General features: G+C 43.6%; 10 protein-coding genes and 1 pseudogene. 8 read left to right on the forward strand and 3 right to left on the reverse strand.

All coding sequences use genetic code 11. The features are described from left to right. Positions 1–334 precede the first annotated feature (334 nt). On the reverse strand, positions 335–2,683 hold the full coding sequence (locus ACYJZR_RS08670) for a TOTE conflict system archaeo-eukaryotic primase domain-containing protein (protein WP_461715813.1): 2,349 nt from the start codon (positions 2,681–2,683) through the stop codon (positions 335–337). Between the two features lie 166 nt (positions 2,684–2,849). Here ACYJZR_RS08670 and ACYJZR_RS08675 point away from each other — a divergent pair. Continuing rightward, positions 2,850–3,119: pseudogene (locus ACYJZR_RS08675) on the forward strand (carboxypeptidase M32); the annotation flags it as partial. Positions 3,120–3,209: 90 nt separating this feature from the next. Here ACYJZR_RS08675 and ACYJZR_RS08680 read toward each other — a convergent pair. Further along, complete coding sequence (locus ACYJZR_RS08680) at positions 3,210–4,169, reverse strand: LpxL/LpxP family Kdo(2)-lipid IV(A) lauroyl/palmitoleoyl acyltransferase (protein WP_406965055.1); 960 nt, start codon at positions 4,167–4,169, stop codon at positions 3,210–3,212. 685 nt (positions 4,170–4,854) lie between these two features. Here ACYJZR_RS08680 and ACYJZR_RS08685 point away from each other — a divergent pair. Next, entirely contained in the window at positions 4,855–6,282 is a 1,428-nt protein-coding gene (locus ACYJZR_RS08685) for an APC family permease (protein ID WP_025534967.1), read from the forward strand. A gap of 112 nt (positions 6,283–6,394) precedes the next feature. Here ACYJZR_RS08685 and ACYJZR_RS08690 read toward each other — a convergent pair whose 3' ends face one another. Beyond that, positions 6,395–6,754: a hypothetical protein gene (locus ACYJZR_RS08690; protein ID WP_005477703.1), complete on the reverse strand. Its 360-nt coding sequence runs from the start codon at positions 6,752–6,754 to the stop codon at positions 6,395–6,397. Positions 6,755–7,131: 377 nt separating this feature from the next. Between ACYJZR_RS08690 and metA the strand changes: the two genes are divergently transcribed. From metA to ACYJZR_RS08720, 6 genes are all read left to right on the forward strand, one after another. After that, on the forward strand, positions 7,132–8,073 hold the full coding sequence (gene metA / locus ACYJZR_RS08695; protein WP_023623471.1) for a homoserine O-acetyltransferase MetA: 942 nt from the start codon (positions 7,132–7,134) through the stop codon (positions 8,071–8,073). 149 nt (positions 8,074–8,222) lie between these two features. Beyond that, positions 8,223–8,948: a type IV pilus biogenesis/stability protein PilW gene (gene pilW / locus ACYJZR_RS08700; RefSeq protein ID WP_005477819.1), complete on the forward strand. Its 726-nt coding sequence runs from the start codon at positions 8,223–8,225 to the stop codon at positions 8,946–8,948. Between the two features lie 330 nt (positions 8,949–9,278). Further along, complete coding sequence (locus tag ACYJZR_RS08705) at positions 9,279–10,208, forward strand: phosphate/phosphite/phosphonate ABC transporter substrate-binding protein (protein WP_005485621.1); 930 nt, start codon at positions 9,279–9,281, stop codon at positions 10,206–10,208. Further along, positions 10,208–12,367, forward strand: coding sequence for an EAL domain-containing protein (locus ACYJZR_RS08710; RefSeq protein WP_406965051.1), 2,160 nt, complete (start codon positions 10,208–10,210; stop codon positions 12,365–12,367). The genes ACYJZR_RS08705 and ACYJZR_RS08710 overlap by 1 nt, the downstream gene beginning before the upstream one ends. A gap of 174 nt (positions 12,368–12,541) precedes the next feature. Further along, entirely contained in the window at positions 12,542–15,697 is a 3,156-nt protein-coding gene (locus ACYJZR_RS08715) for a response regulator (protein WP_406965049.1), read from the forward strand. A gap of 11 nt (positions 15,698–15,708) precedes the next feature. Beyond that, positions 15,709–16,188 carry a hypothetical protein gene (locus tag ACYJZR_RS08720; protein WP_005485695.1) on the forward strand — a complete coding sequence of 160 codons (480 nt, stop codon included), beginning with the start codon at positions 15,709–15,711 and terminating at the stop codon, positions 16,186–16,188.

Consider the following 16,188-nt stretch of genomic DNA (forward strand, 5'->3'; position numbering starts at 1 on the left):
TCAGAACTTTAACACGTGGATCCTAATCAAAAATAATAGGTACATATCACCTATTAAATCACCAAAATGGAGTTTGACTTTACTCAGAGGTATTTGTTGGACCTTTACCAAAAACGAGTTAGGGAGCAGTCTAAAGATAAGGGTGGCAACTAACCTAGTCTGCAATACATTATCAATACCTCCATTTCATTGGGGTCTACTTGACAGACCATTTGTTCACATTAATCGAGGTAGATAGTTTTGCTCGAAAGACTACCAAGATATCGTTACTACCCGAAATTTAATGCAAAATTTAAGTAGGAAAGACCGTAATAAACCTAAAAATAAGTGTGCTTTACTCAGTAAACAGTTTCTCTTGTACATCAAACACACCCTCGTCGAAACCCAACGCCTTGTACCCACAACTGCGTTTGGAGTACATTCTTACCAACATAGGAATTTTCATATCAACATAATCAATAACACGAACTTCCGTCTTACCGTCATACTCCCGCTGTATCCTTCCGACATATTGAACAAGCGCTCCTTTCCAGGATACAGGTAATGCGAGAACTAATGTATCAAGTCTGGGTAAGTCAAAGCCTTCCCCAATAAACCGACCTGTCGCTACCAGCACCTGAGTTTTGGCCAGCTTTTCATTAACCTCGTCTCGATCTTTCTTTTTCATTGCACCAACAAGCACCTCGTTCTGAATAGCTCTCTGAGTTAGCATTTCACTCAGCAATTTCGCATGCTCTCGGCGTTCTGTAAGAACGATAGGAACACGCTCTTGTTTCACTTCGGCTTCAATGTCACTGATGATTAGCTGATTTCTCTTTTCATGCTCGAACAACCACCTATACACATCAGCGATATGTGGCCGAAGATCTTGAGTTGCCAGTTGAAACGGTGGTTCGAAAAGAACCTCCTTCTTTTGAAGGGACTGAATAAACTTCACTGAACTGGACGAAGAAATCGTATGCCTTACCCTCCCCGCCAGCATGAAAATAATTGGTTGGTGACCGTCTCGACGTTCCAGAGTCGCACTAATACCAAGTACGTATTTTACGTGAACCTCTCCTAATAATTTTTCATACTGTGGCGCTGACAAGTGATGGCATTCGTCGATGATTATCTGCCCGTATTCATGGACAACAGGATTGACCGTATTATCGCTTCGGTTAAGCAAGCTTTGATAGGTAGCGACGTCAACAGACTTCGTTGGCTTTTTCTTGGATCCTGTAATCACTCCTATATCAACATTCGTTGTAAATGCCTTCAGCCTTTCCTGCCATTGTTCTATGAGTTGCTTATTGTGAACAAGGATTAATGTATTGACCTTTCTTTTACACAACAGGCCTATTGCCGTTACGGTCTTTCCAAATGCTGTGGGCGCATGCAACACGCCAATATCAAATTTAGAAACCGCATCCACTGCTTTCTTCTGCTCTATCCGCAATTCACCATTAAAACTTATATCTTTAAGAGACACTCCTGTCCTTCTCTTATCGACAAGAAGCAATTTAATATTCGACTGTTCTAGTAACTCACACACATCATCAATACACCCTCTTGGTAACACGAGGTATCCGCTATCAATTTCAGCCAATGATATGTATCTGGGTATTCCGTTTGTTGACAGACGTAGTCCCTGTGCTTTGAAGAATTTGGGATTTGAAAATGAGGCTAATTTCTTTAATCTAGCGACCAAAGCGTTTGGCATTGACTCAATAGGAATATAAATCCTATTCGCTAAAACTACCTCAATACTTTCTGGGCATCCTGAAATAGATGCGATTTCTGGTAGATTCCTTTCCCATGGCGCCAAAGAAAGTGTTTCTCTATTAGGTGCTTCCTTGAAATTGTAAGTAGCAGCCAATTTTTCTAGAGCTGTAACCGCCAATTTTTTAGTTGAGGCAAGTACCTGCCATTGATCTTTATACGCAGTAAATGTCGTATCAACAAATTCTGTGTTCCCTTGCGATCTTGAGGCTTTCTGCAAAGGCAACGCAATCAAGTTCCCGATACCGACTACAGGTAAATAGTCCTGATTAGGAAACAAACGGTCATAAGATTCAAAAGACAACGTACCATGAATTTGCATTGCTTGGTCAAGCAAAAGAAAACCTAGTTTTCTGGCAATGGCAGCATCAATTTTCTGCTCAAAAAAGATCCAAACATGCGCCCCGTTTCCTGAACGAGAACGCTCAAGTAAAAAATCTATGCCATTACGTTTGCAGGCTTCAGCATAAGCCAGTGATGCCGCCTGCCAATCCTTCTTGTCAAAATCTACAGCCAGGAACCAACACTGATCTTCAGAATCCATTGGATAAATACCAACCACAGACTTTCCTGATAGGTGATCATAGACAGCATTCTTGTCGAGAACCTTGAATGATTGGTTAGGACACTCCAAACATTTAATTTTGGGTTTATTGCATAAGCCCTGTTGCCACTCGTTGTGACAGGCAATCGAGTACCCAGATCTTCCTTGCTTATTTTGCCAGCGAACAGCATAGCAGTTTGTGTTTCCTCGGAAATAACGCTGAAATAGTTCGACCTTTTGCTCGGGCGGCATTACATTGTTACATGCAGAAGACACCGTTCCTTTTGTAGCTAACAACTTCAGCTTCTTGCCTTCAAGTTGTGCTAACTCTAATTTAAGCTCTGAGATTTTATGCTCTATTGCACTGAGTTCTTCCATGAATTACTGCCTTAACCGATTCGCTTGAATATGCTATCAAGTGAAACCTAACTATAGAGTAACACGAAAAATTCATACTATTGCCGAACCACTATTCTCCTTACACCTACTGCATATAGAATTCCTTATCAATATATGATAAAACCCTCTAAAATCAAGTATCAGCGTTCGCCAGACAGACGGCTCTTTTGGTTATTTCCCATCGTACACACTAGGAGCCATGTACGCGGCACAGTTTATGGCAGCGATGAAGAAGACTATCGACGTTGATGATGTCATTCAAAGTGGTGACCTTTCACCTATCTTTACTTGGTTATCAGACAATATCTGGAGCAAAGGCAGCTTGTTAACGACCGATGAGCTCGTAAAACAAGCGACAGGTGAAACGCTTAATGCTCAACACTTCCAAGCCCACTTAAAAAGTCGTTACCTATAACTGCTGAACTTAATATAACGTTAAGACCCACGAGTTAAGACTCAAGAAAGTAAATGCCCAAGGAACGTAGCTCCTTGGGCATTTTTCTTTTTAAATACTGATATCCATTGCAGGGACAAGTCTTGGTTTATACAAGCAGTCTTCCCCTTCTGGCCTGGTTTTAAAACGTCGGTGGAGCCACATGTATTGGCTTGGGCTTGCCATGATAGATGTTTCAACGATTTTATTAACGAAAGCCGCAGCACTATCGGGGTCATTTTTTGGAAATCCATCCACTGGCGCATCAATCGTCAAGGTATAATGCCCATCTTCGCCTCTGACCATCGTAAATGGGACAATTGCGCAATTTGTATTATCGACTAGCAAGCTAGTGCCCGTTGTTGTACAGGCATTTTTAACCGCGAACAACGGAGCAAACGTCGAACGTCTGTTTCCGTAATCATGATCCGGCGCATACCAAACACGCTCGCCAGAGTTGAGCGCTTCAAGCATGGCTTTGACATTTTTACGATCGATCAACGTACGATTAGAACGAGAACGGCCTTTGTATTGGAAATAGTCGAAACACGGATTGTTGTTTGGTCGATAGACACCCGTCCCAGATTTTTGAATGCCAAATGCGCGAGCACCTAATTCCAAGTTCATTGAATGGACGGCCAACATTAAGGCACCTTTACCGGACTTTTCTAACGCTTCTAAATGCTCCATTCCTTTAATCGTAACGTGCTTACTGACTCTTTTATCTGACCAAAACCATGCCATCGCTGTTTCGAAGAGTGCAATACCGGAGTTGTCGATATTATCTTTTAAAATTGCCTCGCGTCGAGATTCGCCCATGTGAGGAAAACAAAGCTCAAGATTGCGCCGTATCGTCACTTGACGCTTTTTCATTATTCGCATGGCTAAACGGCCAATACCGCGTCCTAGCGCTAATTGAATATTAAAAGAAAGAAGGCTCAATGAGTACATCACGCCGATGAGAATTAACGTACCCCAATAACGAGGTAAAAGAAATTTAGCCTTAAATTCAGGCTTTTTGTATTTATTCATGTATGAAATGTCAGATGCGAGCATCTATAAGTGGGAGAAACAATGATAATAAAAAGCACTTTTATCATTGATAACGCTAATAACATAAATTAAAGCGCGCGGATTCTATGGTTCTTCGACACACTACACAATAAGAACTTTACAAGAATATGTTGGGCGTGCAAAAACACCAAAGACGCGCTCGGACATTAACATCTACTGATGAAATGAATCCACCCGCCTTTCATAAAGTTTGGATAAACATAACCGTGTATTTACAATACCTTGGATTGCGTATTACCCCCAAAGAGCGGCGATCAGAAAAATAGCCGCAAACAATCCAGCGATAACTAACATTAAGTATGATAGTTTGCCTGTTCCACCTTTTGGCGCTTGATTACAACACCCCATTTGTCTTCTCCTTAACTGTTTTCGTTCCCTTCAACTTAACGCTTACCCTTGGGTGAAGGTCAACATGTGGCAGTTTGTTGTGTGTCTCTTTTACTTTTTTCGCGCCAATACACCAACGCAAACGTTTACATTGCTTACAAATAAATCACTGAGTTTTCGGTTCATTTTTGGGTAAATACATACCATTTTTCGCTATATACCCGCCGTTTATAACAACCCTACAATACGCGCGTCTTACTTGTAGCACGCGGGTTTTCCAACCATGAATTCGTGGCTCGTTTATTAAAGGTATCGAATGAGCAATATCGCCAAGTCCGCTGTTAAACTCAGTGTTTTCTCTGTGATCATGATTACGGTTACATCCGTTGATAGCATCAGAAACATACCGGGTGCCGCCTTATTTGGTAGTCATGCCATCTCTTTCTTTTTACTTGCTGGTTTATGCTTTTTCGTTCCCACAGCTTTAGTGTGTGCCGAGCTAAGCACGACTTACCCTCAACAGGGTGGCGTCTATCTTTGGGGAAAAGAAACGATTGGACCTAACTTCGGCTTTGCGACCGTTTGGTATCAATATGCGGAAAATATCGTTTATTACCCGCCGCTGATCTCTTTCATTGTCGCTACAGGTGCCTACCCATTTTTCCCTGAACTAGCGCAGAATAATATTTTCATGTTAATCATGATTAACGTGATTTTTTGGGCGCTAACATTGGTAAATATATTCGGCTTACGTTTGTCATCGATGATCACAAACGTGTTTGGCACTCTAGGGCTCATTTTCCCAATTTTGCTGATCATTGGCTTGGGTGGTTACTGGGCATATACCAATCCGGGAGAGTCTCATATCTCCCTTAGTCATGTCTCTGACTGGCTACCCGATTTCTCTCAAGATGGAATTGGGGCAGGTTTCACCGCTGTCGTGCTTTCATTGACTGGTTTAGAAATTACCACCTCATATGCGAGTGAAGTAGAAAATCCACAAAAGGCGTACCCAAAAGCACTCTTAGCTTCTACGGCGCTGATTTTGGTTTCTTTAACAGCTTGCTCGCTGTCAATTTCATCGGTGGTATCAAGCGATCACGCCAGCTTAAGCGAAGGTGTGATCTTGGCGTTCAAAACCTTCTTTGATGATTTGAACCTCTCGTTCATGCTGCCTGTGATAGCTCTAGCGATTGTGTTTGGCACGCTAGCAAGCTTGAACAACTGGATTATTGCACCTACGAAGAGTTTGCATGTGGCGGCGAAAGACCAGTTTATGCCAATCGCACTGTCGAAAGAAAATCAAAACCAAGCACCTGTCGCCCTACTCTTATTGCAAGGGGCCATCGTTAGCGTGTTGTCCTTAGTGTTTATTTTGGTTCCAAACGTTAACCAAGGTATGTGGCTGCTGAACATCTTAATGACTCAGTTATACATGGTGATGTACGTGTGTATCTTTATTAGCTTTTTGGTGTCACGACGCAAACACGCAGACATCGAACGACCATTTCGTGTCCCTGGCGGCAAAGTGGGAATGAGCTTGGTGGCAGGTTTAGGATTAATTAGCTGTATGATCACTATCGTGGTGTCGTTCGACGTACCAGCAGGTATCAGCGCAGAAACGGGCGCGTATGCACTCATATTGGGGTTCATCGCATTCAGTTTGCCAGCTATCGCGGCGGTGATGTATCGCAATCGAAAAGTTCGCTCTCAAGCTCAACTAATCGAAGCTTTAGCAAGCTAATTTTTCCGAAATACGCAATAGAATAAAGCCGCGGCAGTTACCTGTCGCGGCTTTTTGTTTTTACATATTTTGTCTAAAAATTATGCAAAGCATGCTTGCAATCCCACGCGCTCTAGTGGGTATTTCGTTTGCCTTCTCTTTGGTATTGCTGAGAAATTTCGAAGTAGATATGCATGTCTATTGGCTCAGGTGTGTTCAAAAGCATTTTGCCGACTTCGCGCTGAAAATGGCCGTAGTTCCCAAGCTCATCGGTTAGGCCTAGTTGCTCGTAACATGATTCGCTTGCGAACATGCCATACGCGTAATAATGATGATTCAGATCTTTTTGTTTGTCATAGCCAAGCTCTTGAAGTGCCTGATCAATTTCATCGGGAACGTAAGTGTTTTTATCGCCAAACGAACGCAACAACACGCTTGGAACCTCTTGAGCAATGCTCTGAATTTTCGTTTTTTTCTTAAAAATACCGAACATAATGTCCTCCACTGACGATGTCTCCAAATACCGCACACAACGTGGGTTGAGCGAGCGAATAGTTTTTAGTATGGCTCACGATTTAGAGACTAAGTTACATTCAAGTCACGTTTGTATACTAACTTGATCGCATAATGCGCATCAAATAATAGTCACCTCGTTTCAACCTCGTCTCATCAGAAACCCTGTTTTAATCACAATTGCTGGCTGCTTTGCTGTGCCTTTCCCATACTATCTAATAGGCGTCGCTATCTTCTGCTATCAGTGTTTTGAAATAACCTTGGCTAAAGTCACATTTCGTATCGACATCCATTTTAATTTAAGTTAGCTTTAGAAGTATAGACGTCTAGATTGACTAAGCTTAGGGAGAGAAAGTCGTGCCAATTAGAATTCCAGATCAACTACCTGCTTCAGATGTACTAAGGACAGAGAACATCTTTGTAATGAGCGAAACTCGTGCCGCGAGTCAAGAGATACGTCCTTTGCGAGTACTGATTCTGAATTTGATGCCCAAGAAAATCGAAACAGAAACGCAGTTTCTTCGCCTTCTTTCAAACAGTCCATTGCAAGTAAACGTCGAGCTACTGCGCATCGATAATCGACCAAGCAAAAACACACCAACCGAGCATTTAGATACGTTTTACCGTCAGTTTGAGATGGTAAAAGGGAAGAATTTCGACGGTCTTATCATCACTGGTGCGCCACTTGGTCTGGTGCAATTTGAAGATGTGATCTATTGGGATCATTTAAAAACCATCATGGAATGGGCGAAAGACCATGTTACCTCGACGTTGTATGTGTGTTGGGCAGCGCAAGCTGGCTTAAAGTTGTTGTATGACTTGCCGAAAAAAACGCGTAAAGAAAAGCTTTCCGGTGTATATCATCACCAAATTCATAATCCATTCCACCCTATTTTGCGTGGGTTTGATGATACGTTTTTAGCGCCCCATTCGCGTTATGCCGATTTTTCGCCACACTTTTTAGAAGAACATACTGACTTAGATATTCTCGCCACATCCGATGTGGCGGGCGTATATCTGGCAACGACCAAAGACAAGCGAAACGTGTTTGTTACCGGCCATCCAGAGTATGACTCGCACACTCTTCACAATGAGTACATTCGGGATTTGGGTGAAGGGATGGAGCCGGCAATTCCGGTCAATTACTACCCGAACAACAACCCAGATAACTCTCCCATTGCGAGTTGGCGAAGCCACGGACACTTGCTGTTCTTGAACTGGCTCAACTACTGCGTATACCAACAAACGCCTTACGATCTGGATCACTTCAGCGAAGATGCTTTCACTAAAGACGATTAAATCAACGAATTAAGTTTGTGAACCGAGCCGCCATCTGGCGGCTTTTTTATATCAGTTTGCAAACCTGATCGCATAGTGCTTTTTCCTCAATGGGCTTTTGCTACGTAATTCATATCATGCTGTCAGATTCAGGGATGTGGGGAAGAAGAATGAAAACCGTAACGCTCAGTGCACTAATGTTGATGACTCAGTTTGCACTCGTAGGCTGTGTTACCGTAAAAGAAAACGGCGCTCCTATCGTGAAGGCCGATCCTGTTGCTATGGCAGAATCTCGCATCGCACTTGGGCTTGGTTATCTCGAAGGTGGCAATATGATCCGAGCGCACGACAATTTGCAACAAGCCTTGAGCCACGCCCCACAATACTATCGCGCACAGCTTTCTATGGCACACTACTACGAAACCGTTGGTGAAGATGCGAAAGCAGAAGACATGTACAAACGCTCTTTACGCCAACACACCAAAAACGGCAACGTGCTCAATAACTACGGAACATTTCTGTGTAAACGAGGTGATTTCCAACAAGCCGACCAAATGTTTAACCGCGCAATTGAACAACCTTATTACTACCTCATCCCTGCAAGCTACGAAAACGCCGCTTTCTGCGCATTGAAATCACAAGATAAAGACAAAGCAAAATACTACTTTACGCGAGCTATCGATCACGACCCACACCGCCCAAAATCGATTCTCCAACTGGCTAAACTCGAAATAGAAAGTGGCAACTTTACCGATGCAAGAATTCGACTGATGCGATTTAATCAAATGTACGGTGTGAAAAAACCGTCACTGCAACTTATGATCGAGTTAGAACGTGCGGCAGGTAATGAAGCGCTAGAGCAAAAATACGTAAAACAGTTAGAACGCATGTCATAACTAGCCACACTGACAACCCAAACAGCATAAGTCTTTGCTTAACCTCTCATTTTATTTTCAGGCTCACTTACACCGTTCAAGTTAAGTGAGCCTTGTTTCTCAGAACGCCGACAAATCCCCTGTTTCACTTGTGTTTCAGTCACTGAAAGAGCGACATTACTCCTGTACTTAACATTCAAAATCGGTACTATTTGAAAGATACGTGACCGAGTCACTTTTTGAGTTCTAACTCAATAATTACTGAATGATTGTGCGCTTCGTTGAAGTGCAATTTGCTTTAATTATGAATCTTGTCGTTCAAGAACACATACCCAAGGATGTTGACGCCGGATGAAACCTGCCTGCACACTCTTACTGCTTGCTTCTTTAAGCTCCCCCTTTCTTGCTAGCGCTCAACCCGTCAATGACCTCGTATTCACCGTAGGTATCGTATCCGACAAAGCAAAAAGTAAAATCAAAAAGGCGACACCCTTTGCTCAATATGTGTCCGGAAGGCTGAATCACCTCGGTTATACCTCTGGGTCGGTACAAGTCTTCAACAACTATGGACAACTTGCAGTTGCTCTCAAAAATGGCAGCGTTCAAATTGCAACAGCTACACCGTTTAACGCCGTAACCCTAGAACGAGAATCTAACAGCCAAGTGCTCGCCGTAAGGTGGAAAAAGGGACTCGAAAAATACCACTCTGTATTTTTCACCCATCAAGACAGTGGCATTCATTCCTTGGCCGATCTGCGCGGCAAAACGCTCATTTTCGAGAGTCGTAACTCCACCAGCAGCTTTTACTTACCTGCCATTACATTGCTCAACCAAGGCGAAAAATTAGAATACCTTCGCTCTATTGATGCTCACCCAACGAAAGACCGTATCGGCTATTTGTTTTTGGATGAACATTTAGAACAATCCAACGAAATCAACCTATCCGTTTGGGTGTATAAACAGCGCGTTGCCGCTGGGGCGTTCAGTAATTTCAACTGGAACAACCCAAAAGATTTGCCAGAAAACATGAAGGAAAAACTGACCATTTTCCATAACTCGGTGGAGATCCCGCGTGATTTGGTTTTAGCGTCGCCTACTTTGAGCCAATCGACCAAAAATGAAATTACATCGATTTTATTGAAAATGGATGCCTCACCAGAAGGTTTGCATGCCTTGGATGTATTCCAAAATACCAAGCGCATATCAGCACTTACGCCAGATATGGCAACGTCTCTCGACACGGTTCGAAAGTCTGTTAACTTGCTACCAAAGGCAAACTGATGCTGAACAAACTTTCGCTAGAAACCAAATACATTTTCGCGACTATCTCCGTCGTTGTTTTGGTGGTTGTGGTCAACCTTGTACTTTACATGCATGGCTACGACACATACTCAAACAATCTCGCGCAGCAGATCACGCAAAATTCTCAAGATAAGACGGAATCCTACGTCAAACAAAAAGGATTAGTGTACGCGGAGTTGTTGTCTAAGCAGCTGTTTGATCCGCTTTACAACGATAACATCAGCCAAGTCTATGGACAGATTACGGCAACCTTAAGCCAACCGGACGTATCAAAAATCCATGTTGTAGATAACGATGGACTTGTATTCCACGACGGTACACCTCAGCTTGCCATGTTTGCTCAGCCCCACTACCGCTCAGACTTTATTCTTAAGGCCATTGAACAAGAACGTGTCCAAGTCGCTCTATCTAGAGAACAACTGGAAATTGCCGCGCCTATTCACCAATCAGATGTGACGCTTGGAGCCGTATATTTGGAGCTCAACCTTGCCCATTTATTAGAAGAAAAAGAGCAAAACATTGCACAAGTTGCAGCGATAACGTCTAAAGATAAACACAACATGTTTATTTTGCTGCTGGCAATCAGCATTATTTCTATCTTCATGGGTAGCTTATTCGCGTTCGCTGTAGGTCGCTCGTTGGTGAAACCAATCAAACAGTTGAGTGAACAGTTTTCGGAATTTGATACCCAAGCACTTCCAGTTACCGATATTCAACGCAAAGATGAAATTGGTGAGTTGATTACTGCCTATAACAAGATGTCTAACAAGGTAAACACCTACACAACCCGTGTTGAGTTCATGGCCTATCACGACATTCTGACTTCGCTTTCTAATCGTGAAAAGCTGCTGATTGATCTTCAAGAACAAATCAGCGCCAAGCGAGCGCCAGCGCTTGCCGTCCTATTTGTCGATTTGGATGATTTTAAGCACATCAACGACAACTACGGCCACAATGTTGGGGACAAATTACTGGTGCACCTTTCCGCGTTATTAAGGAATGAACTGCCAATTTATATCGAACCAGATTATCGACCATGGATACTCGCAAGCCGCGTTGGTGCGGATGAGTTTGTCGTCGTATTCCCATGCAATAACAGCTTAGAAGCGCGCGAGATAGCCAACCAAATTCATAGACAAGTGCTATCACCATTGAGGCTCGACAGTCACAATATCCGCTTAACCACCAGCCTTGGTGTTGCGGTATATCCCGAGTTTGGCTGTAACGCAGATTCGTTGCTGCAACTTTCATCCCTTGCCGCACAAGAATCAAAACGTCGCGGCAAAGACATTATGTCCGTTTACGATCCCGCATTCGATGCGACGGTGAAACAACGACTCTATATCGAAAGAGAACTGAGTCGCTCCATCCACGACTTATCTCAGTTTGAGCTTTGGTATCAACCTAAATTTGACCTTAAGACCTACCAGTTGGTTGGGGTTGAAGCATTAGTGCGATGGAATCATCCCGTGAAAGGCTACATTGGCCCTGAACAGTTTATTCCGATTGCAGAACAAAACGACTTGATTCTCGAGCTTGGTGAGCATTTGATCGAAACCGCGATCAAGCAAAGAGCGGAATGGGCAGAAGCATTCGACCATGATTTTCATATCGCGTTGAACTTGTCCCCACGACAAATCTACCGCCAGGACCTTAGCCTCATATTTGAGCACTTTTTATTGCAATACGATGTTTCCGCCAAAGACATTCACGTAGAAGTGACGGAGTCACTTTTGATGGACGACATCGAAAAAGCCCACTTCGTTTTGCGCAAACTGCAAGCCACTGGTATTGAAGTCTGGTTAGATGATTTTGGTACTGGCTATTCTGCCCTGTCCTATCTTCAACAAGTTAACTTTGATGGGCTTAAAATCGATCGCTCGTTTATCGCACAAACCCAGCAAGACAACAAAGATGACTCTCTGGTTCGCGCCATCATTTCAATGGCTCACAACCTCGGAATGAAAGTTGTGGCAGAAGGTATAGAAACCCAAAAACAACTGGCGCTGATCGAGCGTCTAAATTGCGATGTGGCACAAGGCTTTTTCTTAGGCAAGCCTGTTCCAGCGGCGCAGCTCCTAGAACTTGAAAATACTTGCCAAACAATGAAGCACAATGCCTCTTCCATCGTAGGTTAAAAACTGGCATGAAAAGCTCATAACGCTCTGCTTCTTGCTTGGCGTTATGAGAAGCTTTCTGCAAAACACGTCACATTTTTATCCCCTTTTAAACCCGATTGCACTCACAACGCTAACAACCCAAATAGATAAACTACACTTTTCATATCAACCCTTTGGATATGGAAATGCGCTGTGGTCGGAATTTTTTCGTGGAATAACCTGTCAGTAAAACACAAACTGTTTGGCCTTGTCTTACTGCCAATCATTTTGTTGTTTTTTCTGGCGGGACAACACGTTCATAATCTTTCGACTCAAGCTCAAGATTTACAAAAAGCTCAATTATTCTCTGTTTACATCGACAAAGTCTCTTACCTGTTTAATTTACCCAATAACCCATCCATCCCGAATAAAGCTGACAAAACAGCGCAGCTCATTCAAGAACTAAAAGAAACGACCCCCCGCGTTTTTGGCGACAATTCTGAGGTTTTACCTCTACTTGCGAGTTTTGAAGAAGCCAGCCTCTCGATGTTTACAGCAATCGATATCGAAGAAAAACTGGATATTGCAGAATGGCGAGCAGATACTTTTGAGCAAATCCTACTTAATCTCGACAAGGTCTATTTTAGTAACGTCAGTTACGAAACCGATCGCCATCTTTCCTCCTTAATGCAATTGGAATGGTTAATGTTTTGGTCGACGGAAGAGCGTCGATTGAGTGAATATCTCATTTATTCAGCCAATAAGCGTCTTCATTACGACGACGCTGTTCGTGATGAGATTCAGTCTCTGATTCAAAACCAACAACTGCTTGTAGAGCGCTTCGTCGCGCTCAATGCCAACCATAACCAAGTCCAATTGCTGATAGAAACCTTTAGCAACAAGGTATTTCAAACTAGCCAAGAATTTCGTGATCAGTTACTTAACCAAGAGGAACTACAAGCGTTATCTCCTCTTAAAACGGGAGCTGGACTTGCTGCGCTGAACACGCGACTGGCGCTACTTCATGACATCAACGACACGATGGAACATGAGCTGCAAACGAAGCTCGCACAAACCATTAAAGCAACCACGCAACAGCGGTTGGTATTCATTGTTATCATGTCGTTGGTGACGATTCTTGTTATCAGTTTAACCATTCGCTTGGTGCGTAAAGTGACCAACAACCTGCATCTTGTTCTTGAGTTTTTAAGCCGCGAAAATTACAGCGAAGACTCACCACTTTCTGAGCTCATCAAAGGCAAAGATGAGTTAAGCAAGTTTGCTCAAGAAGTGGAAAAACTCAGTCATGAGAGAGAGCAAGCAAAGCAGAAACTCACCAAAGCCAAAGAAGATGCCGAGCGCGCCAAAGACGACGCGATTGAAGCCAGCAAAGCGAAAAGTAGCTTCCTAGCGAACATGTCGCACGAGATTCGTACTCCGCTCAACGGTGTAATAGGTATTTCTGAAGTGCTGGCAGACACCCCGTTGACCGCTACACAGCGAGATTACGTCGACACAATAGAGACGTCTTCCCAATTGCTGCTCAGCCTGATTAACGACGTGCTGGATTTTTCCAAAATTGAGTCCGGCATGTTGCTGATAAGTCCTCATTCAACCTGCGTGCGAGAATCAATTTATGACATCGCCTCAATCGTGTCCCCAAAAGCAAAAGAGAAAGGCATCGAATTAACCGTCAGCATTAGCCCAAACACGCCTTATCACATCGTCATTGACGATCACCGCTTGCGTCAGGTGATCATGAACTTCATGTCCAATGCCGTTAAATTTACTGAACGAGGCAGTGTAGAGCTTTCGATTACCACGCTTGAAAGTAATGAATCGGAAGCCATCATCGAGTTTTCCGTGCAAGACTCAGGCATCGGCATCGATGAGCAGCAACAGAAACAAATCTTCGCACCTTTCGCTCAGGAGGACGATTCCACCACCCGCCAATTTGGAGGAACAGGTTTAGGTCTTGCCATCAGTACGCAACTTGTCGAACTCATGGGCGGAAGCATACAACTTGAATCTGAAAAAGGCCGCGGAAGCCGTTTCTACTTCCAACTCACAGCGCCGATTTCTCAAGCTAATTTTCGTGCTCGACATACCGTGAATAATCAAATCTGGCTCGTCTGTGACGACAGTGACCTAGAAACAAAACTACGTAATGAGTTGAGCTTCTATCAAATTCAAGTGCATCAATCTGTTCATGATCTTAGTGCTCTTCCAACATGGATTAACGACAAAGAACGCATCATCATTCTTTATGTTGAAACGACGCCAGATGCCGCAGTGAAAAACAAAGATTTGATGCGAAATTTGGAACATCAACATGTGCAAGTTTGCCTAATCAAACATCTACACAGCCAACAGCTTGATTTCGGTCACCGTGTTGCAGCGATCATTACTCAACCTTTGCTAGGACAACGTCTACTCAAAGCGCTTGAAAGCTGTGCTGAACGATTTACTCAATCTATTTCCGTCGTTCAGCCTGCAACCCGACTTGAAACATTACCCAAAGTGCTCGTTGTAGACGACAATACTGTGAACCAAAAAATTGCAGGGTTGCATGTCACCAAAGCAGGTTTTAGTTTTGATGTCGCTGCTAATGGTGAGGAAGCGGTCGACATGTTCAGGACATCCCAATACTGTCTGATTTTGATGGACTGCATGATGCCGGTGATGGATGGGTTTGAGGCAACTAAACAAATCCGACAAATAGAGCAGAAAGAAAATCGAACGTTCCGCATTCCTATCATCGCGTTAACAGCAAGCGTTGTTGATGACGATATTCAAAAGTGTTTTGACGTCGGCATGGACGACTACGTACCAAAACCGTTTAAGGCAGATTTGCTTAAAGAGAAACTTGATAAAGCCGTTGGGTTGCGACTTCCCGTAACTGCGTCGACAAAGCTCAACCAATCAAGCTTGTCCGCTTTTGAAGAACCCGAATTTAAACAACGCGTTGGTGAGGCGTTAAGTGCTGCGCCAATGCGACGTGAGCGGATTTTATTGGTGGAAGATAACCGAGTGAATCAAAAAGTTGCTTCTTTACTGTTAAGCAAGGCTGGCTATCAGTTTGAAGTCGCGGAAAATGGCCAGATCGCAGTGGAGATGTTCCAGCGCGATGGTGGCTTCGACATCATTTTAATGGATTGCATGATGCCGGTGATGGATGGTTTCGAAGCAACGAAACAGATCCGCGCTTATGAAGCAAGCTTAGGACTCGAAAAAACGCCGATCATCGCGCTAACAGCCAGTGTGGTCGACGACGATATTCAACGCTGTTTTGACTCTGGAATGGACGCTTATGTGCCTAAACCAGTGAGAAAGGAGAAACTGTTGCATCAAATCGAAAACGTAATGTAGGCGAGCCACACATGAGCATGATTCTCCCCCCTCATAATCAACGAGCGCTGCGACTACTGGTCTCCGCTTGTTTGCTGCTTATATTTTTGTTGCCTTGGAGCCATCAGGCATTTGCCGCAGAAAGTTACGCCATTTTCTCACTTAACGCTCAGTTTGATGCGTTGACCATTAATAAAGCGAGGAAGCTCTACCGAGGCAAAACCAGACTATTACAAGGCCAACGAATTGAACTCTCTGATTGGCCAGAGACGTCCGTTGAACGAACGGAGTTCTATCGCTACCTGCTTAATAAAAACTTGGCTCAAATGAATGCGCATTGGGCCAGCCTTTCGTTTTCAGGCAAGGCGCGTCCACCCAAAGTAATTGATCAACCCAGTATTGAAATCTTGTTAGCTTGGATGCGGGAACAACCTAATCGCATTGGCTATGCCCCCGTCGACTCGTTGCCGTCGGATGCTCATGTTCTTTATGTCGTCAGTTCGGAGAAATGA

This window comes from Vibrio sp. RC2502 (genome assembly GCF_054850435.1).

Excerpts from the sequence above, each read along its gene's own strand:
- ACYJZR_RS08670 (WP_461715813.1), bottom strand. The coding sequence starts at position 2,683 with ATGGAAGAACTCAGTGCAATAGAGCATAAAATCTCAGAGCTTAAATTA.
- ACYJZR_RS08680 (WP_406965055.1), bottom strand. The coding sequence starts at position 4,169 with ATGAATAAATACAAAAAGCCTGAATTTAAGGCTAAATTTCTTTTACCT.
- ACYJZR_RS08685 (WP_025534967.1), top strand. The coding sequence starts at position 4,855 with ATGAGCAATATCGCCAAGTCCGCTGTTAAACTCAGTGTTTTCTCTGTG.
- ACYJZR_RS08690 (WP_005477703.1), bottom strand. The coding sequence starts at position 6,754 with ATGTTCGGTATTTTTAAGAAAAAAACGAAAATTCAGAGCATTGCTCAA.
- pilW (WP_005477819.1), top strand. The coding sequence starts at position 8,223 with ATGAAAACCGTAACGCTCAGTGCACTAATGTTGATGACTCAGTTTGCA.
- ACYJZR_RS08705 (WP_005485621.1), top strand. The coding sequence starts at position 9,279 with ATGAAACCTGCCTGCACACTCTTACTGCTTGCTTCTTTAAGCTCCCCC.
- ACYJZR_RS08710 (WP_406965051.1), top strand. The coding sequence starts at position 10,208 with ATGCTGAACAAACTTTCGCTAGAAACCAAATACATTTTCGCGACTATC.
- ACYJZR_RS08720 (WP_005485695.1), top strand. The coding sequence starts at position 15,709 with ATGAGCATGATTCTCCCCCCTCATAATCAACGAGCGCTGCGACTACTG.